Source organism: Streptomyces sp. NPDC097129 (genome assembly GCF_055668065.1).
This window is the reverse complement of record NZ_JBVOQE010000007.1, coordinates 132,935-158,652: the sequence shown is the minus strand read 5'-3', so window position 1 is coordinate 158,652 and position 25,718 is coordinate 132,935. Positions and strand designations below refer to the sequence as shown.

Here is a 25,718-nt window from a genome sequence, read left to right as displayed (position 1 = left end):
CGGTGCCGATCGAGGCGGCTCCTGCCCGCACCAGTCCGGCGGATTCGCCCCGCCCGCGTCGGGTGACCGGCAGGGTTCCGGCGGCTGCGAAGTCGCCCCGTACCCGCCGGACACCCGAGGAGCTGCTGGCGCAGGCGCGGAAGGCAACGGCCGGACTCGATGCCGGGCAGATCACAGCGGAGGGCATCCGCCGCGAACTGCGCACCTCGCCGGCCAATGCCCGCATGCTGCGCGACGCGCTGCTCGCCGAGCGGGCCGCGTGATGGCAGCCCTTCCCGTCTACCGGTGGCGCCTCGCCCCGGACGGCTACGCCACCCGCCGCCAGCTCCGCGCCCGCGGCCTGCGGCCGGGTGGTCAAGAGGTGGCGGCGCAGCTGGAGCGCCCGCGCCGCCGCCGTGGCCCGCTGGTCGCCTACCTGTACCGCGTCGACCTCGCCCAGCCAGTCCGCCCGATGACGCCGGCGCGATGGGCGGCGCTGGACAAGGCCAACCGCGCCCGCCGCATCTGCCCGCAGTGCCGCACCGACGCGGGCTACGTCATCCCGTCCCAGCTCGGCACCTGCGTGCCCTGCGCTTCCCCCTCCACCTCCCCGAGGAGTGCCTGATGGGCAAGCCCGACACCCGCCGCCTGGACAAGGCCATCCAGCAGAACGAACGCAAGCTCACCGCGGTGAAGAACCGCGAGATGTGGCCGCTGGACGGCCGCGAGCGTCGCGCCGTGCTCGGCGCGGTCGTCTCCGGCACCCGCAGCCTGCACAAGGGCAACGGCACCGCCCGCGCCGACCGGCAGATGGACACCGCCTGGCAGAGCGCCGAGACCCGCCTCATCACCGAGATCGCCGCTCTGAAGACCGAGCGGCAGCGCATCGTCAACGAGGCCGCCACCGCCAAGGCCGCCAAGAAGTCCTCCGGCTGGTGGTGAGCATGGCCGCCCAGCAGACCCCTCCGGGCGAGTGTCCGCAGTGCTGGCAGCACGCCCACGACAAGCGCGCACACGCCCGCCTCGGCCCGCGCGAGGACTGCCCGCAGTGCCTCGACCACATGCGCAACGGCCACCCCAACCTCGTGCCTAAGAAGAAGTCCTGGTGGTGGTGAGCGCCCACCGGGCCAAGAACAGCCCGTAAGCAATGCCCCCGGGGGCGGTCGTCCCGGCCAAGGAAACAGACCGCCCCCGGGCCCTTCACCACCCGTTTTCGAGTAGCAGGGAGCATTCAGCATGACGGACAGCACGATGGGCCCGCACCTGCGGCCCGTGCCTGACACCGGCCCCGACGAGGACGCCCCGGCGGCGCCGGTGCCGGTGGACAACCCGGCCCTGCCGGACCCGAAGGTGACCATCGAAAAGCGTAAGCCGGTGCTCGCCGGATGGCTCACCAACAAGCGTGACTTCCTCGCCACCGCCCGCCACGCGGGCGCGAACGTCGGCTACGCCGCTCTGTTCCACGGGGTGCGGGTGCCGGTGTATGCCGGACGCCTGGCCCTGATGTCGCCCCGGGGTGCGTGCCGGTTTGTCGCGGCGACGAACCGGTGGGTGTGGGACCGGGAGGCCGCGCCCCTGCGCGAGTTCGCCGTGCGCACCGAGGACGTTGAGGAGTACATGCGCCTGGCCCGGCTGCGTGCCGGCCGCATCCGCCTGCGCGGTCTGGTCACCCTGGTCGCGGCCGTGTTCGGTCTCGGGTTCGCCCTCTACCTGTACGTCCTCGCCCCCGCCTACCTGTACGCGTTCGCGGCCGGCGGTGTGCTGCTGCTCGGCCTGGGCGGGCAGCAGCCCGATGCGCCCGTGGTCGGCCCGGCGGTGCTGAAGACCGAGGTGCAGAAGCTGACCGGCTCCATCGTCCTGCGCGGCCTCGACAGCATCGGGAATGCGAAGATCACCGCCGCGATCAAGAAGGGCGGTGACATGAACGGCCTGCGGTTCGTCTCGGAGATCGTCCGGGACGGGCCCGGTTACCGCGCCGATCTGGACCTGCCCTACGGCGTCACGCCCGAGGACATCATGGAGGCCCGCAAGCCCCTGGCCTCCGGTCTGCGCCGCAAGACCGGTTGCGTCTGGCCCTCCCCGGACCCCGAGCAGCACGAGGGCCGCCTGGTGCTGTGGGTGGGGGACAAGCCCATGAACGAGACCACCAAACCCGCCTGGCCCCTGGCCAAGTCCGGCACGGTCGACCTATTCCGCCCGGTGGTGTTCGGCAACGACCAGCGCATGCGGGACGTGTCCGTGACCCTCATGTTCGCATCCGTCGTCGTCGGCTCCATCCCCCGCATGGGCAAGACGTTTCTCATGCGGCTGTTCCTGCTGATTGCCGCACTCGACCCGCGCGCCGAGGTCCATGCGTTCGACTTCAAGGGCACCGGTGACTTCGGCGCCCTGGAACCGGTCTGCCACCGCTACCGCGCCGGCGAGGAAGACGAGGACATCGAATATGTCGTGCACGCCCTGCGGGAGTTGAAGGAGGAACTGCGGCGCCGGGCGAAGGTCATCAAGTCCCTGCCCCGTTCACGGTGCCCGGAGTCGAAGGTCACCCCGGAACTCGCCGGTGACCAGCGCCTGGGGCTGCACCCGATCGTGGTCGGGTTCGATGAGTGCCAGGTGCCGTTCGAGCACGAGGAGCACGGCAAGGAGATCGAGGCGATCTGCACCGACCTGGTCAAGCGCGGTCCCGCGCTCGGGATCGTGGCCATGTTCGGCACCCAGCGCCCCGACGCCAAGTCCCTGCCCACCGGCATCAGCGCCAACGCAGTCCTGCGGTTCTGCCTGAAGGTCATGGGCCAGCCCGCCAACGACATGGTGCTGGGCACCTCGATGTACAAGTCCGGGTACCGGGCCACGATGTTCTCCCGCTCCGACCGGGGCATCTGCTGGATGGCCGGCGAGGGCGACGACCCGCGGATCGTCGCGTCCGCGTTCGTGGACGCGGTCGCCGCCGAACGCATTGTCGCCCGCGCCCGCCAGGCCCGCGAGGACTACGGCAACGTCACCGGCCACGCGATCGGCAAGGGCCCGGAGACGACCGGCAGCGGCTCCGACATCCTCGCCGATGTCCTGGACGTCATCGCCGACGACGAAAAGGCCGTGTGGTGCGAGCGGATCGCCGCCCGGCTCACCGCCGCCCACCCCGAGACGTATGCCGGTTGGGCCGGTGAGAACGTCACCGCCGCGCTCAAGCCCTGGGGCATCAAGCCGGGCCAGGTGTGGGGCACCACGGACGAGGGCGAGGGAGCCAACCGGCGCGGCATCAAGCGCGCCGATGTCACCGCCGCAATCACTCGCCGTAACGCCGATCGGGCCGCCGCCTGACCCAAGCGGCACTGCTAGACCTAGCAGCCGCCACCGCTAGGTCTAGCAGCCTCACTAGCGCCCCACAGGGCCGCTGATCAGCGAACTAGCGTCTAGCGGTCCACCTGCGAAAACCCCTGGAAACCGCCCCGAGAAGGGATGTGAGCCTCCGTGGCTCTCGCTAGCCTCGCCGTCCTGCTCACCCTCGCCGGTTACACCGTGTTATGTGCGGTCCGGCCGTTCGCGCCGTGCCGGAAGTGCTCCGGGACCGGCATTCGGCAGGCCCGCCGCACGGTCAAAGCGTGCTCCCGCTGCCGTGGGCGCCGCTACCGGCTCCGCACCGGGCGCCGCCTGTTCAACACCGGACGGGACATCCACCGCGCCGGCACCCAACCGCACCGCCGCCACGACTCCGACAGGGGGTTCACGCCGTGGCCGTGACCGTCTCACTCGTCGCCCTGTTCGGCCTCGTCCTGTTCTTCCTGCTGCGCTCCCGCAGCCTCACCCCAGGCGCCGCATTCGTCGCCGCCATGTTCGGGTTCTTCCTCGCCTCCACCGGCGCCGCCGGACCCATCAACGAGATGACCGCCGCCATCGTCCACGCCATCCCCACCCCCTAACCAGGCCAGTCACCCCACCCCGCACCGGAAGGAACTCCATGACCCCGGAACAGCACCTCCCGGCGCCCTCGCCGCGGGCCGTCGAGACCCACCGCCCCGCCCCCATCACCCCGGCCACCGTCGTACCAGCGCCCCTCGCACCCATACAGCCGGGCACCGTTCCCACGGTCGCGAGCATCGTCCTCCCGGACGGCAGGATCGTCACCGGCTACGCCGTCAGCCCCGCCCAGCCCGAACCGCTCGCCGCCAAGCCGACCGTCTCCCGGGGGGCGGTCAACGTCGCCCTCGGGGGCGTCGGGTTCCTCGCCGTGTGCGGCGGCCTGCTGCTGCTCACCACGTTCATCGCCGCACTGACCGCGCTGATCACCCAGCTCATCACGCTGGCCGCCGTCCTGTTCGGCGGGTTCATCGCCGTCCAGGTGCTCACCGCCAAGGGCCACCACAAGGCTGGGACCACGGTGAACATCCGCCGGGCGGTGTTCAAGCGCAACCACTTCCACAGCTAGCTACGCCAAGAGCGGCCCCCTCGTCTCGCCAAAGTCGCGGGGCCGCCCTTGTCTCCAGTCCTCAACAGACCTATGGAGGTCTCCCAGCATGACCCAAGCGACCCACATCCGGCGAGGCGGGGACCGGCCGTTACCGCCGGACGGCATCCCGAGCGCTTCCCTGGAATGCCTGCCGCGACTCGCGTCCGCCCTCACGGCGGCCGAACGCGGCTGGCCCGTCATCCCGCTCCAACCCGGCAGCAAGCGCCCAGCCGGCCATGCCGAACGCGCCTGCCCTGGCACCGGGCGGTGCGCCAACGGGCACCGCACCCCGGAGGAGCGCGCCACCACCGACCCTGACCTGATCCACGCCGCATGGAGCCACCGGCCCTACAACGTCGGCATCGCCACTGGCCCGGCCGGACTGCTCGTCATCGATCTGGACGTGCCCAAGCCCGAAGAGCCGAAAGGAGCGCCTGACGGCGCCACTTCCTTGCAAGCGCTCTGCGAGCGCACCGGGCAGACCGTGCCCGCCACCTACCGGGTGCGGACCGCGCGCGGAGGGGAGCACCTGTACTTCACCGCCCCGCCCGGGGCGCGCCTGAGGTGCAGCGTGAAGCGGCTCGGGCCGAACATCGACACCCGCGCCTGGGGCGGCTACGTCGTCGCCCCCGGCAGCAGCACCCCTGACGGCACGTACGAGGTCGCCCACGACGGGCCGGTGGCCGAACTACCCGCGTGGCTCACTGCGTTGCTCACGGAGCCGGACAGGCCCGCTCCGGTGCCGGTGCGGGTGCACGACGGCACCCGCGCCGCGCGGGTGGCGCTGGAGCGCGAGTGCGCCGTCATCGCCGCGGCGACCGAGGGCGGGCCGAACGGCCGCAACGCCACGCTGTACCGCAGCGCCTGCAAGGTGGGGCGGTTCGTGGCGTGGGGCGACATCCCCCGGCACGTGGTGGAGGAGGCAATCCAGGGGGCGGGGGAGTCGACGGGCCTGCCGCCGGCCGAGTGCCGCGCCACCATCCGGAGCGCCATGGACTGGATCACCGCCCATGCCACCCCACGGGAGGCGGCATGACGGCGCCGACTCCCCCCGCCCTGGATTGCCCCACCCCAACCTCCACCGGCCCGGCAGCCGCCCCACAGGCTGTGGAAACGGCGGTCGTGGGCGAGCCGAAAGGCGCCGCCCGAATGGGCGTCCTGTCTGCTCTTCGCTCTGACCCGCACCCGGCGGACGGTCGGCGCCCCGTCGCGTGGCTGAACGTCGCCGCACCGCGCGGTGCGACCCCGACCGCCACTTCGAGGTGCGCGTGCGGGCGCGACCGCAGCGCCATCGGCCACCGTCGGGTGCTCGCCCTCATCGCCGACCACACCGCCCACCGCGACGCATGCCCCCTGCGCAACCCCCAGGAAGGAAGGGCCGCCGCATGACCGAGCCCATCGACGGCGCGGCACTGCTGAACGAGGTGGAAGCCTTCCACCGCCGCTTCAACGTCTTCCCCACCGAGGCCGCCTACGTCGCGGTCGTCCTGTGGGACGCGCACGCCCACTTGCTCGACTGCTTCGAGTCCACCCCGCGCCTCGCCTTCCTGTCCCCCGAGCCGGGGTCCGGGAAGTCGCGTGCGCTGGAGATCGTGGAAACGCTCGTGCCCAACCCGATGGCCGCTGTGGACGCCTCCGCCGCCGCGCTCTTCCGCGCGGTTGCCGGGGTCGACGGCAAGCGGCCCACGATTCTCTTCGATGAGATCGACACCATCTTCGGCCCCAAGGCTGGGGAGAACGAGCAGCTTCGGGGATTCATCAACGCAGGACACCGCCGCAACCGGCCGATGTTCCGCTGCGTGGGAGATGGCGCCAACCAGAGCGTGCAGGCATTCCACTCCTACGCCGCCGTCGCCGTGGCCGGACTCGGCTACCTGCCCGACACCATCCGGGACCGCTCCGTCAACATCCGCATGCGGCGCAGGGCCCGCAACGAGAAGATCGAGCCCTACCGCACCCGCATCCACGAGAAGGAAGGGTTCGCCCTGCGCGACCGGCTCGCCACCTGGGCAGAGCAGGTCAGCGAGCGAGTCATGAACGTGTGGCCGACGATGCCCGAGGGCGTCACGGACCGGCCCGCCGACGTATGGGAACCGCTGCTCGCGGTCGCGGACGCCGCCGGTGTGAACTGGCCCGACCGGGCCCGAGAAGCCTGCGTCGCCCTGGTTACAGCGTCCAAGGCCAACGACAAAGGCAGCCTCGGAGTCCGGCTACTCACAGACCTGCGCGACCACGTCATGGTCGGCATCGACCGCCTGCCCACCATCGCCATCCTCGACCGGCTCAACGCCCTGGACGACGCCCCTTGGGCCGACCTCAACGGCAAGCCGCTCGACAACCGGCGCCTGTCGCGGATGCTCGCGGAGTACATGACGGCCGACATCGAGCCGATCACCTCCCGCAACATCAAGGCCGGCGGGAGCGTCCTCAAGGGCTACTACGCCGCCGACCTGAGGGACGCGTGGGCCCGCTACTGCCCCCCTCCCCCGGAAAGTCCGCTACCTCCGCTACCCGGCACCGAAAACGCCGCCTGAGCAGCACAAACGGGGTAGCGGCAAGCACCACCGCGAGCCGCTACCCATCCGCTACCGCTACCCCTTCCCGCTACCTCGAACAGGCCCCTGACCTGCGAGGTAGCGGCGGTAGCGGAAGTAGCGGCCCTCAGAGGGTCCCCCCCCCGTCGCCTCCCCGAGAAGGAGTCACCACCTTGGCTGGCACCAAGATGCTCAAGCTCCCGGAAGTGCTCGACGAGATCGGCATGAGCCGCGCCGCCTTCTACCGGATGCGCGCCCGCGGCCAAGCTCCCAAGCTCCGCAAGCTCCCCAACGGTCAGGTCCGCGTCAGCCGCGCCGACTTGGACGCGTGGTGGGAGAGCTGCACCGAGTACGCCGCCTGACTCACATCGCCCCTCGGGCCCACTCTCTCAGGTGGGCCCCTTCATTGCCCGGAGCGCAATGCCCTTCACGTACGACGTTCGCGTCTACAGCATCGAAACCCGCCGCGACCGCCCGAAGCCCTATCGCGTCCGCTGGCTTGTCGGTCCCCAAAAGCACTCCAAGAGCTACACCGTCAAAGCGCAGGCAGACGGTCGCCGATCCGAGCTGATGACCGCTCTCCGCAAGGGCGAGCAGTTCGACGTGGAGACGGGCCTGCCCGCCTCGGAACTCCGCGCGCTGAACGGCTCCGTGACCTGGTACGAGCACACCCGAGCGTACGTGGACGGCAGATGGGACCGCCTCCCGGCCAAGTCCCGCCGAAACGACGCCGACGCCCTCGCCACCATCACGGCCGCCCTGGTGAAGACCACGGCCGGCCGCCCGGCTCCCCAAGAGCTGCGCAGGGCCCTCTACAGCTGGGCGTACAACAAGAGCCGTTGGGACAAAGAGCCTCCCGCCGAGGTGGCCGACGCTCTTCGCTGGGTGGAGAAGAACTCCGTGGCCATCTCAGCGCTTGAAGACCCCGCGACGCTCCGCACGGCGCTCGACGCCCTGTCGACGCTTCTCAACGGCTCCCCCGCAGCGGGCCGTACCGCCCGCCGAAAGCGAGCCTGCCTGAGCGACGTTCTCGGGCTCGCCGTCGAACGGCGGTACTTCACCATCCCCGTGAACCCCCTGACCACGGTGAAGTGGACGGCACCGAAATCCACCGAGGAAGTTGACCCGGCGAGTGTCGCCAACCCGCGCCAGGTGCGGGCGCTGCTCGAAGCGGTACGCGCGCAGGGGGAGCGTGGCGCGCACCTCGAAGCCTTCTTCGGGTGCCTCTACTACGCCGCCATGCGCCCCGCTGAGGCCGTGGGACTGAAGGCGTCACAGTGTCACCTGCCCAAGCGCGGGTGGGGCCACCTCACGCTTCGCGGCGGCATCGTCCATGCCGGCCACGACTGGACAGACGACGACCGGGCCCACCAAGAGCGCCACCTGAAGGCCCGAGCGGTCCGGGACTCGCGAGTCGTGCCGATCCCGCCGCACTTCGTCGCAATGCTCCGGTGGCACATCGAGCGATTCGGCGCGGCACCGGATGGACGCCTGTTCCGCACCAGCCGCGGCGGTGTGATTCAGGACACGGGATACGGAGAGGTTTGGGCGGAAGCCCGGAGCGCCGTCCTGTCCCCCTCCGAGGTGGCGTCCCCACTCGCCCGCCGGCCGTACGACCTGCGATGCGCCGGGGTCTCGTTCTGGCTCTTCTCCGGGGTCGATCCCATGGAGGTAGCGCGTAGGGCCGGGCACTCCGTGGCTGTGCTCCTGCGGGTCTACGCGAAGGTTCTGGCACAGGCTCAGGACCGAGCGAACCGCCAGATTGAGGCTGGCCTGCGGGAATGGCACTAAGAGAGCACGTCCCCCGGGGGACACCTGGGGGACACACGCTGATCAGGATCGGGTCACACCTGAGACCAGGTGAGACAACCCTCGCTTTTCGACCACCGTTCGAATCAGTGTGTTCGAATACGAAGAAACCCCCTCCGACCGCTTTTCAGCAGGTCGGAGGGGGTCTCCCTCAGCGTGGCGGCGCCAGGATTCGAACCTGGGAAGGCTGAGCCGGCAGATTTACAGACCGCGCAGGCTCCCCCCTGCCACCTGGTCGTCCTGATAGCAGGTGTCCGGCGCCCCACGGATGCCCCACGGAGCGCTTATCGGTTCGCCCTGACGCTTCAGGCCCTCTTAAGTTGCGGCCACGTGGCGTCGCGCGAAGGAGCGGCCGCCCTTGACGAAGTACTTAGCCAGGCAAGCGCACCCCGCGACCGCGGCCAGGTTGGCGGCGATACCCAGTACCTGGGCTACAAGTGGGCACGCTTTCGCGACAACGATCACTGCAATCACTGCGATCACGACCAGCCATCGCACGCGCGGCTTACTTGACGGCTGAGGTACGCACTGGGCGACACTCATATCGACTCTCCTTTGGGTCAGGCACCTCACCCGCGGCTCTCACTTCCCGGGTGAGGTGCTTACACATTGCCTCAGAGGTACCGGCGCCCGCTCGGACACCCTCCACCACCCGAGCGTTCGCGATTTGCAGGGCGAAACGCTCCACTCTAGGGCAACACTTGTTGCCTGACCTGGGATTACGCCATCCCCGTTATTGCATTGCATTGCAATGCAATAACGGGGATGGCGGAGCCTTCCTGGAGGTCAGAACGTCATGAACCTGGCGCGCTCAGACACTCACGCGGGGGCGCAGGCGACCTGTTGCCCCCTGGGTCAGCCACCGGGCTTCAAGCGGGCTTTGCCCTCGCGGCCGACAGCCTCCGAGGAACACCCAGGAGCGACAGTTACAAAACCGTTACAACGGTACGTCCCGCTACGCTGGTACGCACCACTTCAGAACGGAGAGTGCTCCGCGGATGGGACCCAAGACGACCAAGGTCTACGAGACGCTTCGACACCGGCTTGCCGAGGGCGCGTACGGCGGGCCCGGAGAGAAGATCCCCTCTGAACGCGCACTGACCGAGCAACTGGGCATCGGCAGGACGGCGCTCCGGCAGGTTCTCGCCCGTCTCGTGGCAGAGGGCGCGTTGGAGGTGCGGGGGCGCAGCTCCTACCGGGTGCCCGGCGCGGTGAGCGTAAAGACCCCGGACGGGCTAGAGCCGTGGCGCATCCACGGTGAGCGCGATCTCTACGACAACCGATGGGTGAAGCTTCAACTCTGGGATGTTGAGCCGCCCGGCGTGGAGCGGTTCGAGCACCACGTGGTCAGGCTTCAGCACGTCGCCATCACGGCCGTGCTCGATGATCAGGATCGCGTGCTCATGATGTGGCGGTACCGGTTCGTGCCGCAGCGCTTCGGCTGGGAGCTGCCCGGCGGCATCGTCGACGAGGGTGAGGAGCCGGCGGACACGGCGCTGCGGGAAGTCGTCGAAGAGACCGGGTGGCGCCCGAAGAACATTGAGCACGTCGTCAGCTATCAACCCATGGTCGGCATGGTCGACTCGCCCCATGAGATCTTCGTAGCTCATGGGGCGGAGAAGGTTGGCGAGCCGACCGACCTTGAAGAGGCCGGCCACATCGAGTGGGTGCCCCTCGCCGATATCCCCGGGCTCATGGCCCGCGGTGAGCTACTGGGCTCCGGCACCCTGGTTGCACTGCTTCACATCTTGGCGACCAGGGGCAAGCAGAGCATCACAGCCGCTCACTGAGCCTGTCGACGCGACGGCGCTGCCGCACCGAACCGGTGCGGCTCGCCAGCAGTCGCGCCTGCCGGAGATGCGTGTGCGCGTCGTCGTACTCGGCACGGGCGAGATGGGCTTGCGCCAGATCCGCATGCAGCCCCGCCCGCGCCCGGACGAACGTCGGGTCCATCATTTCGAGTGCGCCGTAGAGGCTGGTCACCGCATCATCGTCACCGAGCAGGCCTAGCACGTTGCCGTGCCACCGGGCGAGGTGGGCGTCGTTCAGGAAGATGCTGAGCATGTCCGGGTCGCGATCCTCCGGGCCCGGCGGGATAGCAGCCATGGCGGCGTCCAGCGCACGCTTGCAGTCGTCGACCAGCCCGGCGTGCGCGGACAACTCAGCTTCGGCCGCGTATAGCCATGCCCGGAGCCGCGCCGAGCCGGACTGACCGAGGCAGCGCTGAGCGTCGCGGACGAGTTGGACGGCGAGCGCCGGCCGCCCCGCATCGCTGAGGACATAGGCCTGCTCGCCCATCGCGTGGGCGAGGTACATCGGCGCTTCCGCGTCGCGCGCCGCGCGCTTCGCAAGTTCGTAGTGTCGCCAGGCTCGCTCGATGGCGCCGGAGTCGATTGCCTGCCATGCCGCGAGGGTCGACGCGCCGGCGAGCGCGAGCGCAACAGGCCGCCGAGCGGCAGGTAACACGGCAAAGTTCAACGCGTCCTCAAGGGCGGCCAGGTGCCCAGTCATCTGGTCTACGAGCCCGGCGGCGCCCATCTGCCGGTCCATCGTGCGAAGCAATTCGGTCTGGTCGTTGAACGCCTTCACCATGGACGTGCTGACGCTGCTGGCAGAGTCGATCCGACTCAACAAGTCGTCGTAACCATCGGCCACTGCGGGCGCGGGCTCAGGAGTGACGCCCCGCAGCTCAACATCCGTGACGCCGAGGAGCTTGCGCAGGATCGCCGCGTACCGGTCCGAGATCGAACGCCGGCCGTTCTCCCACTCGGAGACGTACACCCGCAGACTCGCTGTCGAGGCGACATCGGTGAGGCTTCGTCGGGCGTACTGCTCGATCTCACGGATCAGTCGCTCTTGCGACCAGCCGCGCGCCTTCCGCGCGCTCCGCAGTCCTGATCCTTCGCTCACAGGGCACTCCGCTCGGCATCGATGCGATGGCTGCTAGCCCATGATGCCTCACATTGCCGCAGGTCAAAAGGGGTTAACAGTGACCCTAACCCGCCCTTTATGAAGGTCAGTTGGCTGCCGCAACACCCCCTGGTGGCGGTCTCCTGAAGAAGCACCGCGGGACGGGATCACCACCCAATCCAGCGAACCACCTTGACTCTGGTGCGCACCAGGTGCAATCTACTGGTGCGCACCAGTTAACGGAGCTGGCTCCGATTCGCGGTGCGCGATGACGCCCGGAGGGCTCTGAAAGGGGCTCGAAGGAAGCGCCGGTTGCTTGAGAACTCAACAGAGTGCCGACCCAGCCGCCTGAACATGGGCGGTCGATGGGTGCGGGTCATCACCCCGACCGCCCATGTCGGGCCGGGTGACCCGCCCGGATCCGCCCTCCGGGGCGGTGACGGCATCGCTTCATCTGAGACCGCAGAACCTTTCGCGGGCCGTACACGCCCGCGGTGAGCACCAGTGCTCACGGTCCCCGACACCGCCGTCGCAGTGACTGCGTGTGCCGGGTGGCCGTGGCCGCTCGTGTATGAGAGGCCCCTACCCCAACGGCGCGCGCCCCGGAGCGGCAACTCCGGGGCGCTGTTCGGGCCGTTCAACCTGTTGAGAGGACACACGACCCATGAGGCACATCGTTGCTGTTCAGGCGGTTGTTACCGCCGACGAGATGGACCGCGAGCCGACGGCCGCGGAGCTGGCCGCGGTCGAGGGCGAGATGCCGCTGATCCTGGCGGAGGTCGAGCTGCTGGACGTGCGGATCGCGCTGATGGACCGCGCGCCGGACGAGCTGGACAAGCGGCGGCTGCGCAAGGCGCTGCACCGGGTGCTGAGCGAGCGGGCGGCGCTGGCCAACCGCGCGAGCGCGGGGGAGGCGGCGTGATCCGCATCGTCACTGCCGGCACGCTGCACCGGTTGGAACAGGCAGCCGATCAGGCCCGTACCCGTGGACGGCGGGTGCAGGAGCAGGCGGATGCCGCCCTGAGCCGCCACGTCCACAACGTCCGCGAGCTGACCTGCCGCGCCGTGTCGGCGGAGAGTGACGCCGCGATCCTGCGCGAGTACCTGGCCGAAGCCGATGAGCACGTGCGGCTGCTGGAGAGCGAGCTGGAGGCGGCCCGGCGGGCGGGGCGGTTGCTGGTGTTGCTGCTCCACTGGGGCGAGCCGCACAGCATCCACGCCAGTCCTGAGGAGGCTTACGCCTACGCGGCCACCCAGGGCGCCCCCGTTCACGGCTGGACGACGGGTGATGAACGCCCGCACACGGCGGTGGCGTGGCGCACGATCCCGTTCACGCGGGACGAGACCGTGATGGGCTTTCGCAGCGTCTGCGTGCCCTCTCCGCAGGGTGAGGAGGGCGCGGCGTGAACGGTGTTCAGATCCGTTCAGCGGAGAAGGCGTTGTCGGTGGGCACGTGGCTGATCGTGTCCGGCGCGATGCTGTATTCGATCCTCACCGTCACCCCGCTGATGGCCGCCCACACCCCCAAGGCATGGGACTGGACTGCCCCCATCCTGCCCCTGGTCGTGGACGCCGCGGTGGTGATCGTGGTCCGGCTGGATTCGGTGCTGGCCCGCCTCGGTGGGCACGGCGGTGCCTGGCCGATCGCGCTGCGGTGGATGACCGGCGTCATGACCCTGGCCCTCAACACCGCCGACTCCGCACTGAAGAAAGACCTGGTCGGCGTGGCCGTGCACTCCGTTGCACCGCTGCTGCTGATCGTCACCGCGGAGACCGGGCTGGCCTACCGCCGTGCCATCACGGCCGCCGTGCACGCGTTGGAGGAGCGGCAGCGGGCCGAGCGCGAGCGGGCCGAGCAGGCGCAGCGCGAGCGCGAGGAAGCGGCCCGCCGGCAGGCCCGTGAGGAGCGCGAGCACGCCGCCGCCCTGGCGCGTGAACAGCGTGAACACGAGGCCACGCTGGCCCGCGAGCAGGCGGAGCGGGAGGAGCGGCTGCGCCGCGAGGAGATGGAGCGGCAGGCCGCCCGCGAGAGCGCGGAACGCCAAGAGCGTGAACGCCGTGAACGCGAGCGTGAACAGCGTGAACGGGAACGTGAACGCACTGAACGGGAGGCCGCCGAACGCCGCGAGCAGGAGCGCCGCGACCGCGAGGAGCGTGACCGCCGTGAACAGCGCGAGCGTGAGGAGCGGGCGGAGCGTGAACGCGCCGCGCTGCTTCAGCGCGGCCCGGCCACGGAGAAGCTCGGCGAGGACGAGGCGCGCGCGATCGTGGCCGCCGCGTTCACGGCGGGGCTGTCGGTGCGCCAGGCGGCGGAGCTGTGCGGCTGGTCGGTCGGCTGGGTGTCTTCCCGCTACGCCGAGCACCGCGACCCGGCCGCGGGCGGGGCTGAGCTGGCCATCGCGAGCCGCTGATGGCCACCGTCCCCGTCTACCGGTGGCGGCTGGCCCCTGACGGGTTGGCTACCCGCCGCCAGCTGCGCGCCCAAGGCTTGCGGCCCGGCGGTCAGGACGTAGCCGCCCAGCTCGAACGGCCGCGGCGCCGCCGCGGCCCGCTGGTCGCCTACCTCTACTCGGTCGAGCAGGCCAAGCCCGTCCGGCCCATGACGCCCGCGAAGTGGGCGGCGCTGGAGCGGGCGAACGCCGCCCGCCGCATGTGCCCCGAGTGCCGCCGGGATGCCGGCTACGTCATCCCCGCCTCGCTCGGCGCGTGCGCCACCTGCGCCTATCCCGAGGAACAGCGCGCCGCCTAACCACCCTCTCCGGAAGGGAAGTTCTCAGTGGACGACACACGTCATCGCGCCCTTGTGGGCGGCGCCGTCGCCGCCAGCGCCGTGCTCGCTGTCACGATCGGAGTGCGGCTGGACGGCTACGGCGTCCCGCTCTCGCTGCTGTTGGCCTGCTCCCTGTCCTGCCTGGCCACATTCTCCAGCCTGTTGTTCCGGCTGATCAACGCCGCCGCCACGACCACCCACCGCTGCAAGCGACCCGGCTGCGACTTCCGGGTGAGCCTGACCGGCGCGGACGCGGCGGAGAACCGGCGCTGGCAGGAGATCGCAGCCCATCACCCGCACCGCGGCTAAGTTGCCGCGCTCATTCCTTGTCTGGCAGGCCCGGCCGCCAACCTTCCACAGTCCCGGCCGGGCCCTACTCCGCAAAGGAGTGCACTCAGCATGACGGATCTCAGCACCGAGCCGGTAGCCGTCGAGGCACCGGCCACCCCGCCCCCGCCGCCCGACCCGGCAACCCCCGGAGCCCCGCCGGCGGCGGAAGTGGACCACACGCCCGGAGGCTGGCCGGTCGTCCCGCTCGCCCTGTCGGGGGCGAACACGACCGTGGGCATGGTCGCCGCCGCGTCCCTGGCCGGCGGGCCCATCGCGGCGATGGTCGCCGCCACGGGTGCGGTCGTGCTCGGCACGGTCGCCGCCACCCGCTCTCGCAAGCCCAACGAGCGTCGTGAAGCCCGCCGCACCGCGGCGCGTGCCGCCGGCCGCACGGCTGCCCGCAGCGCGGGCCTGGCTCGCAAGGGCGCGGGCGCGGCCACGGGCGGCAGCCGGGGCAGCTCCGGTCGTGGCACTGCCAATCGAAGCAGCGCGGGCCGCTCATCGACTGGCGGTGCCGGTCGTTCCGGTGGCCGGTCTGCGGGGCGGCTTAGCGGTGTGCCGGGCCAGCGTGGCCCCAACGCCGGGCCGGCCGCCCGCAACGGCAGCACCCCGACGGTCGGCAAGACCGGCAAGAAGCCTGGTCAGAGCCTGACCAAGGCGGCGGGCGGCGCCGCGGGCAAGGCTGCGAGGCGTCTCGGGCAGGTCAAGGCGCTGCGGTCGACGCAGCAGACCGCGGCCGGATCGCGTGGCGGGCAGCGGGCGCAGACCACGGCGGCCCGCCGCGCGGTCGCCGACGCCCGACGCCAGGCCAAGGCCGCCGCCGGCGGCAACCGACCGAGCAAGAGCAACGGTCGCGGAGGCGGAGGCCTGCTGGGCGGTGCCGCTCGCAAGGCGCGGGCCGTGCGGGACGCGGCGGTCGCCAAGAGCCGTGCCAAGCGGGACGCCGCCACGGGAGGCAAGGTCGCCGCCCAGCGTGCCCAGGTGCGTAAGGCACCGGCGCGGAAGGCGGCCCGGCAGGCGTTGCGTCGCTCCGCGGCCCGCTTCCACGGCCGCCGTCTGCTGGCCGCGCTGCTCGCCCTGCCGCTCGGACTGCTCGGGCTGGTCACCAGCCCGATCGGCCGCAAGCTCAACATCCCCTGGCTGATCCACCCCGGCCGCCGCCTGTTCCGGCGGCTGGCCGGTGTCGCGGCCGAGCAGCGCGCCGAGCGCGACGCGGCGATCCGCGAGGAGCTGGCCAAGCAGGAAGCCGCCGCCGACGCGCAGGCCGCCGAGGACGGCACGGACGGCATCGCGGACGGCGTTCAGCGGCCCGTGGCCACGGTCCCGACCAGCACCACACCCGACTCCAGTGAGGGAGAGAACGTGTCCGGTTTCCGGTTCGAAGAGGCGGCCGCCGAGATGGAGCAGGCCGCCAACCAGTACGACCCCGAGAACGCCATGGAGATCCTCGCCATGGTCGAGGGCCTGCCCGCCGCGCTCACCAACGTGGCGAACGTGATGAAGGTCCTCGCCGAGCGCTCCGACTCCGAGTTCCCGCTGGAGAAGGAGGTAGCGGACGGCTTCAACGACATCTTCGGCGCCCTGATGAGCGCCGTCGCCGTCGCCGAGGACATGGGCCCGCTGTTCCGGCAGGCCCACGAGCAGGACATCGCCCGCCACGAAGACCCCCGCAACGGCCACGAGGCCGAGAAGGGCTGGAACGTCTAAGCCATGGCCACCACCACCGCCACGAAGCAGCAGCCGAGTGGGCCGGTGCTGGACTGGGCGGCCGGTCACGGACCCGTGACCGGCGCCCTGTCCGCCACCACCGGAGCCTTCGCCGTCGCCACCACCGGCGCCGCCACCGCCATGCCCCCCGGCTGGGCCCTCGCCGTCGGCGCGGCCGGCGCCCTCGGACACACCGTCGCCGGACTCCGGTGGCGCAACGCCGGCCGCACCCTCGCCACCCGCGCCGCCTCCTGGCTCATCGGCGCAGGCTGGACCACATGGGCCATCACCCACGGCCCCCTCACCTGGGCCGCCCTCGGCTCCCTGGCCACCATCGGCGTCGGCATCGGCGCCGCCGCCCGCTCCACCGCCCTCTACGAAGAGGCCCGCGAAGAAGAGGCGATTGCCGCGGAGCAGCGGCAGATCGCGGCCGAGCTGTCCGCGGAGCGGCGGGCGATCGCCGCGGAGTGGATCGACCGCATCCAGCGGGTGTGCTCCATCACCGTGCGCGTGGTCGGCGTGGAGAAGTGGGAGACCGGCACCGGCTACTCCATCGACGCCGAACTCCCGCCCGGCGGCGCGACCTGGAACAAGATTGCCGCCGAGTCGGCGCGGCTGTCGGCGGATGCCCGGCTGCCGCACGGCTGCACCGCCACCGCCTCGCCCGGCATCCACCAGGGCCGCGTCATCATCGACGTGACCACCGTCAACGTCCTGCAGGAAGAGCGCACCTACCCCGCCGAGTACGGGCCGCTGTCCCTGCACACCGGCATCCCCTGGGGCTACCGCACCAACGCCGAGGAGATCCGCGCCCATCTGCGCGAGCAGTGCGCGCTGGTCGTCGGGCCGACCGGTTCGGGCAAGACCAACATGGTCCACGGCATCCTCGCCGGATTCGCCCGCGCCGAGGACATCCTGACCTGGGTCATCGACCTCAACGCCGGCAGCGCGGGCCTGCCCTGGGTCCTGCCCGCCCTGAACGGCGACATCAAGGGTGACAACGACAAGCCCGTGCGGCCGGGCATCGACTGGCTCGCCGGCACGTACGACGAGGCCATGCTGATGCTGGACACGGCCGTGAAGGTGGCCAAGCAGCGCAAGATGGGCTACCAGGACCTCCTCGCCAAGGCGAACACCGACCTGCTCCCGATCAGCGCCCGGATTCCGCAGATCATGCTGGTCATCGACGAGGGCGCGGAAATCCTGGCCAGCCCCGACCGGCAGATCCGCAAGCTCGGCGAGAAGATCCTGGAGGTCATCCGGATCGCCCGCGCCATGGGCGTGCGCACCGTCCTCACCGCCCTCGGGGCCACGGGCGCGGTGCTGGGCAACCTGATGATCCGGCGGGAAGCCAAGGTGCGCGTTGCGCTGACCGGTGGTGAGACCGAGGGCATGGACCTGTCCAAGATGTTCCCCGGCTCCCGCGGCCTGCGCGTCGAACAGGCCCCCTACAAGGGCTCTGGGTTCATGAGCACCCCGGAATCCCCGGCCGCCCTGTTCAAGACGTGGCGCATCCTGCCCAACCAGATCCGCGACATCATCGCCGCCACCAGCGACCGGCACCCCCGCCTCGACGAGCTGTCCACCAAGGCCGCCGGCCCCGCCTACACCCGACGCTGGGACACGGAGCGCACCGCGTGGATGCGCGAGCACACCCCCGGAGACGACACCGGCACCGTCGGGCCGTCTGACGGGCGGTCGGGGCTGAACCTATCCGCGCTGCGCACCGAGCAGCCGACCGAGCAGGCCTCGCCGGAAGAGGAGATGCTGCGCCAGTTCCGGGCACAGATCGACGCCCAATTCGGCACCGCGCCCGACCCGACCATCCCGACGGGCGACCCGGTGCCGCCCGCACCGGGCGGGCTGAACCTGTCCGCGCTGCGCGGCGAAGAGGACAGCCCCGCACAGCAGGCCGCCCTCGCCCTGCTGCTCGCCGCCGGCCCCGACGGGACCGGAGCATCCGCGATCGCCCGCGCACTCGCCGACGAGTACGGCACGAGCCGTCAAACGGTCGTCGGCTGGCTCCGCGACTGGACTCGGCAGGGCATCGCCGTGCGCGTCGGAGAGGGCACCAAAGCACGCTACGTCCACCGCCAGCACGCCCCCGAGCAACCGCCCGGGCACTGATCGCTTGTCGCTTGTCGTCCCGCCCCGGACAAAGCCCCTCAGCGGCTCTCAGAGGCCCTGAAACGGCTTGTGACCTGCAAGGCGACAAGCGACAAGACAAGACAAGCGACAAGCCAGACGACAAGCCGCACGACAAGCGACACGACAAGACAAGGCACGGGCAGCCACCCCACCGCGGAGGCTGCCCGCCGCGTTGAAGGGACCACGTTGTGCACCCCCAGACCCTGTACGAGATCACCACCGCCCGCCCCCTGCCGACCGCCCCCGTGGCCTACGGGACCGGTTGGGAGCGGCCCGCGATGCTGCCCGAGGAAGTGCCGCCCGGCGTCCAGATGGTCACCCTGCCCGGCGGCACCCGCACCCTCGCCTACACCCAGCCGCCCACCGCCCCCACCCCGCCCGCGGCGGCGGCCCCGCAGCCGATCCCCGCGTGGGCGAAGACCACCGCGCTGCTCGCCCCGACCGTCGGGCTCGGCATCGGCGCCGCGTCCGTCGGACTCTCCTACGCCGCACCGGGACTGATCGCCATGACCCACGCCCTGTGGTCCGCCGCCGCGCTCATCGTCGCCGCCGTCGTAGCCGTGCCCGTCCTGCTGCGCTCCGCGCGGCGCCCGACGGCACCGACGCAGATCACCCAGAACATCACCGCCACCGGCCTCTTCGGCCGGGCCATCGGAACCATCAACCACCGCTGACAACGCCAAAGAGTGGCTCCTCTCACCAAAGCCGGGGCCGCCCTCACCGCCCACAACGCCCCAACACGCCAGGAGTCCTGATGGACCTCGACCCGGACGAGATCGTCACCGTCGAACTGAGCTGGGACAACGACGACCAGCCCACGACCTACAGCCGTGACCTCACCCGCCGACAGCTCGGAAACCTGCTCTTGCAGGTCGACGACATGGCGGCGGTGACCGAGGAGCGCACCGTATGAACCGCCGAAACCTCCCCCGGCTGCGTATCAAGGTCGTCTGCTCGTCGCGCCGCGCGCTGGCCCTGACCGACACCCCTCGCCCCAACTGCCCCGACTGCCGGGGGGAGGGCGGCATCGCCTACGACTACGGGGACCACAACGGCGAGTACGCCGGAACCGAGTGGGACCCCTGCCACTGCTGGGACGACAAACGGTGCGTGGTCCTGCTGCCGCTTCTTCGCCGTCCCCGCTGGCTGCACCGCCGTACCAGCAGCGCCCCTGACCCGTGGGGCACTGACGGCTACAGCGACGAACCGCCGTTCTAGCTGCGCCAAGGGCGGCCCCCCATTCCGCCAAGAACCGGGGCCGCCCTTGTCATCCAGCACCCCACTAAGGAACTGGAGACATTCAGCATGACCCAACCCCCCGACATCCGGCGAGTGCCGGCCGACCTGCCCACCACGGATCTGACCCGACTGGAGCTGCTGGCGTGGGCGATCGAGGCGGGCGGACGCGGCTGGCGCGTCTTCCCGCTCCGCCCCGGCGACAAGCGCCCTGCCGGGCACGCCGAGAAGTACTGCCCCGGCACCGGACGGTGCACCGACGGGCACAAGACCCCCGAGCAGCGCGCCACCACAGACGTGGACCTGATCACCGCCGCCTGGTCCCAGCAGCCGTACAACGTGGCCATCGCGACCGGCCCGTCCGGGCTGCTGGTCGTCGACCTCGACATGCCCAAACCGCACGAGCCGAAAGGAACGCCTGACGGCGTCACCAACTTCGCAGCGCTCTGCGAGCGCGCCGGACAGCCCGTCCCCGACACCTACCGCGTGCGGACCGCACGCGGCGGCGAGCACCTGTACTTCACCCAACCCCCCGGCGCGCGACTGCACTCCACCGCCGGACGCCTGGCCAAGAAGATCGACACCCGAGGGTGGGGCGGATACGTCGTCGCCGCCGGCAGCACTACCCCCGACGGCACCTACACCGTCATCGACCCTCGCGACCCCACCCCGCTGCCGAACTGGCTCCATCGCGCCCTGAAACCCCCTCAGCGGCCCGCACAGGCCGCGCCCGAGGCCCCTGCGCACGCCAGCGGGTACGCCGCAGCAGCGCTGCGCAACGAGGCGCACAGCGTGGCCACCGCCACGGACGGCACCCGCAACGCCACGCTGCTGCGGGCCGCACGAGCACTCGGGCGGCTGGTCGCGTCTGGCGACCTCACCCGCGCGGAGGTTGAGGAGGCTCTTAGTAGGGCGGCGGCGGGCAACGCCACCCAGACGCAGCGCTACTACGACGACGTCATCGCCCGCGGGCTGGACTGGTCCATCGCGCACAACCCGGCCGGCAAGCGGGTCGCGGCATGACCAACCCCCCGCCTACTAAGAGCCAGACCCCCAGCGACCACCGGCCGCTCGCCGCCCTCACGGCCGCGCCGGTGACGGCCGTGGGCGAGCCGAAAGGCGCCGCCCGTAAGGGCGTCCCTTCTGCCCTTCGCTCTAACCAGCACCCGGCGGACGGCCGCTACCCCGTGGCGTGGCTGCACATCGCCGCACCGCGCGACGCCACCCCCACCGCCACGTCGCGGTGCGAGTGCGGCCGCGACCGCAGCGCCATCGGCCACCGCCGGGTGCTCGCCCTGATCGACGACCACACCGCCCACCGCGACGCATGCCCCCTGCGCAAGCCCCAGGAAGGAAGGGCCGCCGCATGACCGACCCCATCGACGGCGCCGCACTCCTCAACGAGGTGGAAGCCTTCCACCGCCGCTTCAACGTCTTCCCCACCGAAGCCGCCTACGTCGCCGTCACCCTGTGGGACGCCCACGCCCACCTGATCGACGCCTTCGACGGCACCGCCCGCCTCGCGTTCCTGTCCCCCGAACCGGGCTCGGGCAAGTCCCGCGCCCTGGAAATCGTGGAGACCCTCACACCCCGCGCCGCCACCACCGTCAACGCCTCCGCGAACGCCCTCTTCCGGCTCGTGGAAGCCGAAGAAGGCAAGCCCACCCTTCTCTTCGACGAGATCGACACCGTCTTCGGGCCCAAGGCCGGCGGCAATGAAGAGGTCCGCGGGTTCCTCAACTCCGGCTACCGGCGCGGCGCCAAGTCCCTGCGCTGCGTCGGGGACGGCTCGAATCAGACGTCGGCTTGGTTCGCCTCCTTCTGCGCGGTCGCCATGGCCGGGCTCGGCTCCCTCCCGGACACGATCCTGACGCGCTCGGTCATCATCCGCATGCGCAAGCGTGCCCCCAACGAGAAGGTCGAGCCCTACCGCCGACGCGTCCACGAGAAGCAGGGTCACGCCTTGCGGGACCGGCTCGCCGAGTGGGCCGCCACCGTGCACGACCAGGTCGCCGAGGCCTGGCCGGAGATGCCCGACGGTGTCTCCGACCGGCCCGCCGACGTGTGGGAACCGCTCCTCGCGGTCGCCGACGCGGCCGGCGGCCACTGGCCCGAGCGCGCCCGCGCCGCCTGCGTCGAACTCATCAAGGCCGCCAGCGAGGAAAGCAGCGAAGCCTCCCTCGGCGTCCGCCTGCTGACCGACCTACGCGACAGGGTGTTCTGCGGAGCCGACCGCATGCCCACCGCCGCCATCCTCGAAGTCCTCCTCGGCCTCGACGACGCGCCCTGGGCCGACATGAACGACGAAGGCAAACCCCTCACCTCCCGGGGGTTGTCCAAGCTGCTGAGCCAGTACGTCCGCCCCGACAACACGCCCATCAAGCCCCGCAGCGTCCGAATCGGCAGCGGCACCCCCAAGGGCTACTACGCGGAAGACCTCACCGACGCCTGGGCCCGCTACTGCCCCCCGCCCCCCGAGAAGTCCGCAACATCCGCAACATCCGCAACACCGCAGGTCAGCACCGGTGAATCTGTGGCGGAAACCCCCGCCGATAGCCGCCACATGTCCGCCGAAAGCGACACACGCCAACTGCGCATCGCGGGCTGATCACCCGGCCCGAAGCCCGCCGCCGCACGTCCATGCGGCGGCACCTATCCGCAACACAACAGCTATCCGCAACAGAGCCGACGCTCTGACCAGGCATGTTGCGGCGTTGCGGATGTTGCGGATTTCCCAGAAGGCCCGAGACGAGGAGTCGCAACGATGGCTCGCCCCCAGATGCTCAAACTCCCCGAAGTCCTCGAAGAGATCGGCATGAGCCGCGCCGCCTTCTACCGCATGCGCGCCCGCGGCCAGGCACCCCAGCTCCGGAAGCTGCCCAACGGTCAGATCCGTGTGAGCCGGACCGACCTTGACGCCTGGTGGCAGCAGTGCGGAGAAAACGCCGCCTAATCCGACCTACACCACCCAAGGGGCCCGCTCCGGCAGCGGGCCCCTCTCCATGAAAGGACCCTTGTGGGCACGACGTACAACGTTCGGATCTGGGCAGTCCGGCAGCGCAAGGACCGCGGGCAGTCGTCCGCCGAATTGCGCTGGAAGGTGGGAGAGACCCCCCACTCTCAGACGTTCGCCACCAAGACCCTCGCCGATAGCCGGCGCGCGCAGTTGCTGACAGCCGTCAACGCCGGCGAGCCGTTCGACGAGGCCACCGGCATCCCCATGCGGGAGCTGCGGCAGCGCAATGACGTGTCCTGGTACCAACATGCGCGCGACTACATCGAGATGAAGTGGCCGACGTCCCCCGCCAAGACCCGGACCACCCTCGCCGACGCCATGGCCACCGCCACCCCGGTCCTGGTCAGCAGCCGCCGAGGTATGCCGAGCGCACAGGACCTACGGCACGCCCTCTACAGCTGGGCGTTCAACCTCAACCGCTGGTCGGACGACCCTCCGGCGGAGGTCACGCGCGTCTTGTCATGGGTCGAGCGCAACGCCCTGCCAGTGAGCGCCTTGGACGACCCGCTCGTGATCCGCAAGGTGCTCACCGCGTTCACTCAACGGCTGGACGGGGGCAGGGCGGCGCCGTCCACGGTCAAGCGAAAGCGCGCCATCTTCCACAACGCGCTCGGGTTCGCCGTGGAGGCCCGCCGGCTCCCGCACAACCCCCTCCCGCAGGTTCAATGGGTGATCCCTCCCTCCGTGGACGAGGTGGACCCCGGCTGCGTGGTGAACCCCCGGCAGGCTCGCGTGCTGCTGGACGCGGTGGCCGATCAGGGAACGCGTGGCCAGCACCTCAAGGCGTTCTTCGGGTGCCTGTACCACGCCGCCATGCGGCCGGCGGAGGCCGTTTGGCTCCGCCGCGAGAACTGCGAGCTGCCCATGTCAGGATGGGGCACGCTTCACCTGGACGGCTCACGTCCGCGCGTCGGCCGCGGCTGGACCGACTCCGGCACCCCGCACGACGTCCGAGGGCTGAAGTGGCGGCCGGAGCGGGAGATCCGACACGTGCCCATCCCGCCGCACTTCACCGCGATGCTCCGTGACCACATCGAGCGATACGGCGTAGCGCCGGACGGACGGCTGTTTCGCACCTCTCGCGGCGGCCTGGTTCAAGAGAGCGGCTATGGGGAGGTATGGGCACGCGCCCGGAAGCAGGCGCTCACCCCGCAGCAGCACGGTTCGCCGCTCGCCGCTCGCCCATATGATCTACGTCATGCGTGCGTCTCCCTTTGGCTGAACTCCGGTGTGGACCCGGTGGAAGTCGCCCGTCGCGCCGGCCACTCGGTTGCAGTTCTACTGAAGGTCTACGCGAAGTGTCTTGACGGGGCCACGGAGATGGCGAACGCCAGGATCGACGAAGCGTTGAGCCGCTGGGCGTGACCCACGCTGCCCCACAGATGCCCCACACACGCTGGTCACCACGCGTGTCAGGGTGAGACAAGGTGGGATAAAGCCGCCCGAAACACCCACATGGTCCCCCGGAACGAAGAAACCCCCTCCGTCCTGCTTTTCAGCAGGTCGGAGAGGGTTTCCCTCAGCGTGGCGGCGCCAGGATTCGAACCTGGGAAGGCTGAGCCGGCAGATTTACAGTCTGCTCCCTTTGGCCGCTCGGGCACACCGCCGGGTGGTGCTGCCTTCGAGCCGCCTTTCGGCGCTGCTCCCCGGCAACGACGTAAACAATACCCGATGCGCAGGGGTGCTTCGCCACCCGATTGATGACCACCCCCGAGGGGCGGGGTGACTAGGCTGGTCGGGATGCGCCCGGGACGTACGCCGGGCTCGGCGGCAGCCCCACGGACGCCGACACGCACCCGTTTCGCACCCCGATACAAGGAGCCACAGGACATGGCCGACTCCAGTTTCGACATCGTCTCGAAGGTCGAGCGGCAGGAGGTCGACAACGCCCTCAACCAGGCCGCCAAGGAGATCTCGCAGCGCTACGACTTCAAGGGCGTGGGTGCCTCGATCTCGTGGTCCGGCGACAAGATCCTCATGGAGGCGAACTCCGAGGACCGGGTGAAGGCTGTCCTCGACGTCTTCGAGTCCAAGCTGATCAAGCGCGGCATCTCGCTGAAGTCCCTGGACGCGGGCGAGCCGCAGCTCTCCGGCAAGGAGTACAAGATCTTCGCCTCCATCGAGGAGGGCATCTCCCAGGAGAACGCCAAGAAGGTGGCGAAGATCATCCGCGACGAGGGCCCCAAGGGCGTGAAGGCCCAGGTCCAGGGCGACGAGCTGCGGGTCAGCTCCAAGAGCCGTGACGACCTGCAGGCCATCATCGCGCTGCTGAAGGGCAAGGACTTCGACTTCGCGCTGCAGTTCGTGAACTACCGGTAGGACCGCCGGTCGGCCACGCGCGCGTACCGGCGACGAAAAGGGTGGGCTCCCCGAGGTGTCGGGGGTGCCCACCCTTCGCGCTGTCCAGCCCTCGCGCTGCCCGCCCTTCGCGCCGGCGACGGGTGTCAGTCGCGGGAGTTGCCGAACAGGATGCGGTAGGCGATCAGCAGGACCAGCGAGCCGCCGATGGCCGCCGCCCAGGTGGCGCCGTCGTAGAAGTCCTTGGCGATCGGGTGGTCCAGCCAGCGGGCCGAGATCCAGCCGCCGATGAAGGCGCCGGCGACGCCGATGAGGGTGGTGCCGATGAAGCCGCCCGGGTCGCGGCCCGGCAGCAGGAACTTGGCGATGGCTCCGGCCAGCAGGCCGAGGATGATCCAGCTGATGATTCCCATGCCGTGAACCTGCCCTTCCGCGCTGTGCGCGGCCCGTCCGGAGCTGTGTGATCTGCGTCCCGGCCGGGCCTCGTGCGCGTGTTCGTACGTCGTTGATGAACAGGACGTCTCGGGGGCGTCCCGC

29 protein-coding genes and 1 tRNA gene are annotated in these 25,718 nt (G+C 70.6%); 27 read left to right on the top strand and 3 right to left on the bottom strand.

What is annotated here, in order from left to right:
- Window positions 1–262 precede the first annotated feature (262 nt).
- The 11 genes from AC0B9F_RS21320 (at window position 263) to AC0B9F_RS21270 (ending at window position 10,556) form a co-directional block, all read left to right on the top strand.
- Window positions 263–604 (top strand): RRQRL motif-containing zinc-binding protein, encoded by a 342-nt coding sequence (locus AC0B9F_RS21320; RefSeq protein ID WP_472004890.1) that lies wholly within the window; start codon window positions 263–265, stop codon window positions 602–604.
- Window positions 604–921 (top strand): hypothetical protein, encoded by a 318-nt coding sequence (locus AC0B9F_RS21315; RefSeq protein ID WP_472004888.1) that lies wholly within the window; start codon window positions 604–606, stop codon window positions 919–921. Before AC0B9F_RS21320 ends, AC0B9F_RS21315 begins: the two co-directional genes overlap by 1 nt.
- Window positions 922–923: 2 nt before the next feature.
- Window positions 924–1,094, top strand: coding sequence for a pRL2-8 (locus tag AC0B9F_RS21310; protein WP_472004886.1), 171 nt, complete (start codon window positions 924–926; stop codon window positions 1,092–1,094).
- Window positions 1,095–1,215: 121 nt separating this feature from the next.
- Entirely contained in the window at window positions 1,216–3,297 is a 2,082-nt protein-coding gene (locus tag AC0B9F_RS21305; protein ID WP_472004884.1) for a cell division protein FtsK, read from the top strand.
- Window positions 3,298–3,707: 410 nt separating this feature from the next.
- Window positions 3,708–3,896: a hypothetical protein gene (locus AC0B9F_RS21300; RefSeq protein WP_472004882.1), complete on the top strand. Its 189-nt coding sequence runs from the start codon at window positions 3,708–3,710 to the stop codon at window positions 3,894–3,896.
- A gap of 38 nt (window positions 3,897–3,934) precedes the next feature.
- A complete protein-coding gene (locus tag AC0B9F_RS21295; RefSeq protein WP_472004880.1) occupies window positions 3,935–4,402 on the top strand; it encodes a hypothetical protein in 468 nt (155 codons plus the stop codon).
- A gap of 88 nt (window positions 4,403–4,490) precedes the next feature.
- Window positions 4,491–5,459 (top strand): bifunctional DNA primase/polymerase, encoded by a 969-nt coding sequence (locus tag AC0B9F_RS21290; protein ID WP_472004878.1) that lies wholly within the window; start codon window positions 4,491–4,493, stop codon window positions 5,457–5,459.
- A 349-nt stretch (window positions 5,460–5,808) separates the two neighbouring features.
- Window positions 5,809–6,957, top strand: a complete 1,149-nt coding sequence (locus tag AC0B9F_RS21285; protein WP_472004876.1) for a DUF3631 domain-containing protein — start codon at window positions 5,809–5,811, stop codon at window positions 6,955–6,957.
- Between the two features lie 173 nt (window positions 6,958–7,130).
- Window positions 7,131–7,319 carry a helix-turn-helix transcriptional regulator gene (locus tag AC0B9F_RS21280; protein ID WP_472004874.1) on the top strand — a complete coding sequence of 63 codons (189 nt, stop codon included), beginning with the start codon at window positions 7,131–7,133 and terminating at the stop codon, window positions 7,317–7,319.
- 58 nt (window positions 7,320–7,377) lie between these two features.
- Entirely contained in the window at window positions 7,378–8,748 is a 1,371-nt protein-coding gene (locus AC0B9F_RS21275; RefSeq protein WP_472004872.1) for a tyrosine-type recombinase/integrase, read from the top strand.
- A 1,016-nt stretch (window positions 8,749–9,764) separates the two neighbouring features.
- Window positions 9,765–10,556: an NUDIX domain-containing protein gene (locus AC0B9F_RS21270; protein ID WP_472004869.1), complete on the top strand. Its 792-nt coding sequence runs from the start codon at window positions 9,765–9,767 to the stop codon at window positions 10,554–10,556.
- On the opposite strand, the gene AC0B9F_RS21265 is transcribed toward AC0B9F_RS21270, so the two are convergent.
- A complete protein-coding gene (locus tag AC0B9F_RS21265; protein WP_472005319.1) occupies window positions 10,540–11,547 on the bottom strand; it encodes an XRE family transcriptional regulator in 1,008 nt (335 codons plus the stop codon). The two genes, AC0B9F_RS21270 and AC0B9F_RS21265, sit on opposite strands and share 17 nt — an antisense overlap.
- Before the next feature lie 793 nt (window positions 11,548–12,340).
- Here AC0B9F_RS21265 and AC0B9F_RS21260 point away from each other — a divergent pair.
- The 15 genes from AC0B9F_RS21260 to AC0B9F_RS21190 all read left to right on the top strand — a co-directional run bounded on the left by AC0B9F_RS21260 (window position 12,341) and on the right by AC0B9F_RS21190 (window position 24,248).
- Window positions 12,341–12,598, top strand: a complete 258-nt coding sequence (locus AC0B9F_RS21260; protein WP_472004867.1) for a DUF6284 family protein — start codon at window positions 12,341–12,343, stop codon at window positions 12,596–12,598.
- Window positions 12,595–13,083 (top strand): hypothetical protein, encoded by a 489-nt coding sequence (locus AC0B9F_RS21255; protein ID WP_472004865.1) that lies wholly within the window; start codon window positions 12,595–12,597, stop codon window positions 13,081–13,083. The genes AC0B9F_RS21260 and AC0B9F_RS21255 overlap by 4 nt, the downstream gene beginning before the upstream one ends.
- Complete coding sequence (locus AC0B9F_RS21250) at window positions 13,080–14,087, top strand: DUF2637 domain-containing protein (RefSeq protein WP_472004862.1); 1,008 nt, start codon at window positions 13,080–13,082, stop codon at window positions 14,085–14,087. Before AC0B9F_RS21255 ends, AC0B9F_RS21250 begins: the two co-directional genes overlap by 4 nt.
- Window positions 14,087–14,425, top strand: coding sequence for an RRQRL motif-containing zinc-binding protein (locus AC0B9F_RS21245; protein ID WP_472004860.1), 339 nt, complete (start codon window positions 14,087–14,089; stop codon window positions 14,423–14,425). Before AC0B9F_RS21250 ends, AC0B9F_RS21245 begins: the two co-directional genes overlap by 1 nt.
- Window positions 14,426–14,452: 27 nt before the next feature.
- The gene (locus AC0B9F_RS21240) at window positions 14,453–14,755 is read left to right on the top strand and encodes a hypothetical protein (RefSeq protein WP_472004858.1); all 303 of its coding nucleotides are present in this window, start codon (window positions 14,453–14,455) and stop codon (window positions 14,753–14,755) included.
- Window positions 14,756–14,845: 90 nt separating this feature from the next.
- A complete protein-coding gene (locus AC0B9F_RS21235; protein WP_472004856.1) occupies window positions 14,846–16,483 on the top strand; it encodes a hypothetical protein in 1,638 nt (545 codons plus the stop codon).
- A 3-nt stretch (window positions 16,484–16,486) separates the two neighbouring features.
- Complete coding sequence (locus AC0B9F_RS21230; protein WP_472004854.1) at window positions 16,487–18,610, top strand: hypothetical protein; 2,124 nt, start codon at window positions 16,487–16,489, stop codon at window positions 18,608–18,610.
- Window positions 18,611–18,819: 209 nt separating this feature from the next.
- Complete coding sequence (locus AC0B9F_RS21225; protein ID WP_472004852.1) at window positions 18,820–19,305, top strand: hypothetical protein; 486 nt, start codon at window positions 18,820–18,822, stop codon at window positions 19,303–19,305.
- 80 nt (window positions 19,306–19,385) lie between these two features.
- Window positions 19,386–19,544 carry a hypothetical protein gene (locus AC0B9F_RS21220; RefSeq protein WP_472004850.1) on the top strand — a complete coding sequence of 53 codons (159 nt, stop codon included), beginning with the start codon at window positions 19,386–19,388 and terminating at the stop codon, window positions 19,542–19,544.
- A complete protein-coding gene (locus AC0B9F_RS21215; protein WP_472004848.1) occupies window positions 19,541–19,849 on the top strand; it encodes a hypothetical protein in 309 nt (102 codons plus the stop codon). The genes AC0B9F_RS21220 and AC0B9F_RS21215 overlap by 4 nt, the downstream gene beginning before the upstream one ends.
- A gap of 87 nt (window positions 19,850–19,936) precedes the next feature.
- Window positions 19,937–20,890 (top strand): bifunctional DNA primase/polymerase, encoded by a 954-nt coding sequence (locus tag AC0B9F_RS21210; protein ID WP_472004846.1) that lies wholly within the window; start codon window positions 19,937–19,939, stop codon window positions 20,888–20,890.
- Window positions 20,887–21,237 carry a hypothetical protein gene (locus tag AC0B9F_RS21205; protein ID WP_472004844.1) on the top strand — a complete coding sequence of 117 codons (351 nt, stop codon included), beginning with the start codon at window positions 20,887–20,889 and terminating at the stop codon, window positions 21,235–21,237. Before AC0B9F_RS21210 ends, AC0B9F_RS21205 begins: the two co-directional genes overlap by 4 nt.
- A complete protein-coding gene (locus tag AC0B9F_RS21200) occupies window positions 21,234–22,475 on the top strand; it encodes a DUF3631 domain-containing protein (RefSeq protein WP_472004842.1) in 1,242 nt (413 codons plus the stop codon). Before AC0B9F_RS21205 ends, AC0B9F_RS21200 begins: the two co-directional genes overlap by 4 nt.
- A 156-nt stretch (window positions 22,476–22,631) precedes the next feature.
- Complete coding sequence (locus AC0B9F_RS21195; RefSeq protein ID WP_472004840.1) at window positions 22,632–22,820, top strand: helix-turn-helix transcriptional regulator; 189 nt, start codon at window positions 22,632–22,634, stop codon at window positions 22,818–22,820.
- Between the two features lie 63 nt (window positions 22,821–22,883).
- A complete protein-coding gene (locus tag AC0B9F_RS21190) occupies window positions 22,884–24,248 on the top strand; it encodes a tyrosine-type recombinase/integrase (RefSeq protein ID WP_472004838.1) in 1,365 nt (454 codons plus the stop codon).
- Window positions 24,249–24,408: 160 nt separating this feature from the next.
- Here the strand turns inward: AC0B9F_RS21190 and AC0B9F_RS21185 are convergent.
- Window positions 24,409–24,490: transfer RNA gene (locus AC0B9F_RS21185), tRNA-Tyr, on the bottom strand.
- A gap of 223 nt (window positions 24,491–24,713) precedes the next feature.
- Here AC0B9F_RS21185 and AC0B9F_RS21180 point away from each other — a divergent pair.
- The gene (locus AC0B9F_RS21180) at window positions 24,714–25,202 is read left to right on the top strand and encodes a YajQ family cyclic di-GMP-binding protein (protein WP_472004836.1); all 489 of its coding nucleotides are present in this window, start codon (window positions 24,714–24,716) and stop codon (window positions 25,200–25,202) included.
- A 125-nt stretch (window positions 25,203–25,327) separates the two neighbouring features.
- Here the strand turns inward: AC0B9F_RS21180 and AC0B9F_RS21175 are convergent, their stop codons facing one another.
- Complete coding sequence (locus tag AC0B9F_RS21175) at window positions 25,328–25,594, bottom strand: GlsB/YeaQ/YmgE family stress response membrane protein (protein ID WP_361630652.1); 267 nt, start codon at window positions 25,592–25,594, stop codon at window positions 25,328–25,330.
- Window positions 25,595–25,718 lie beyond the last annotated feature (124 nt).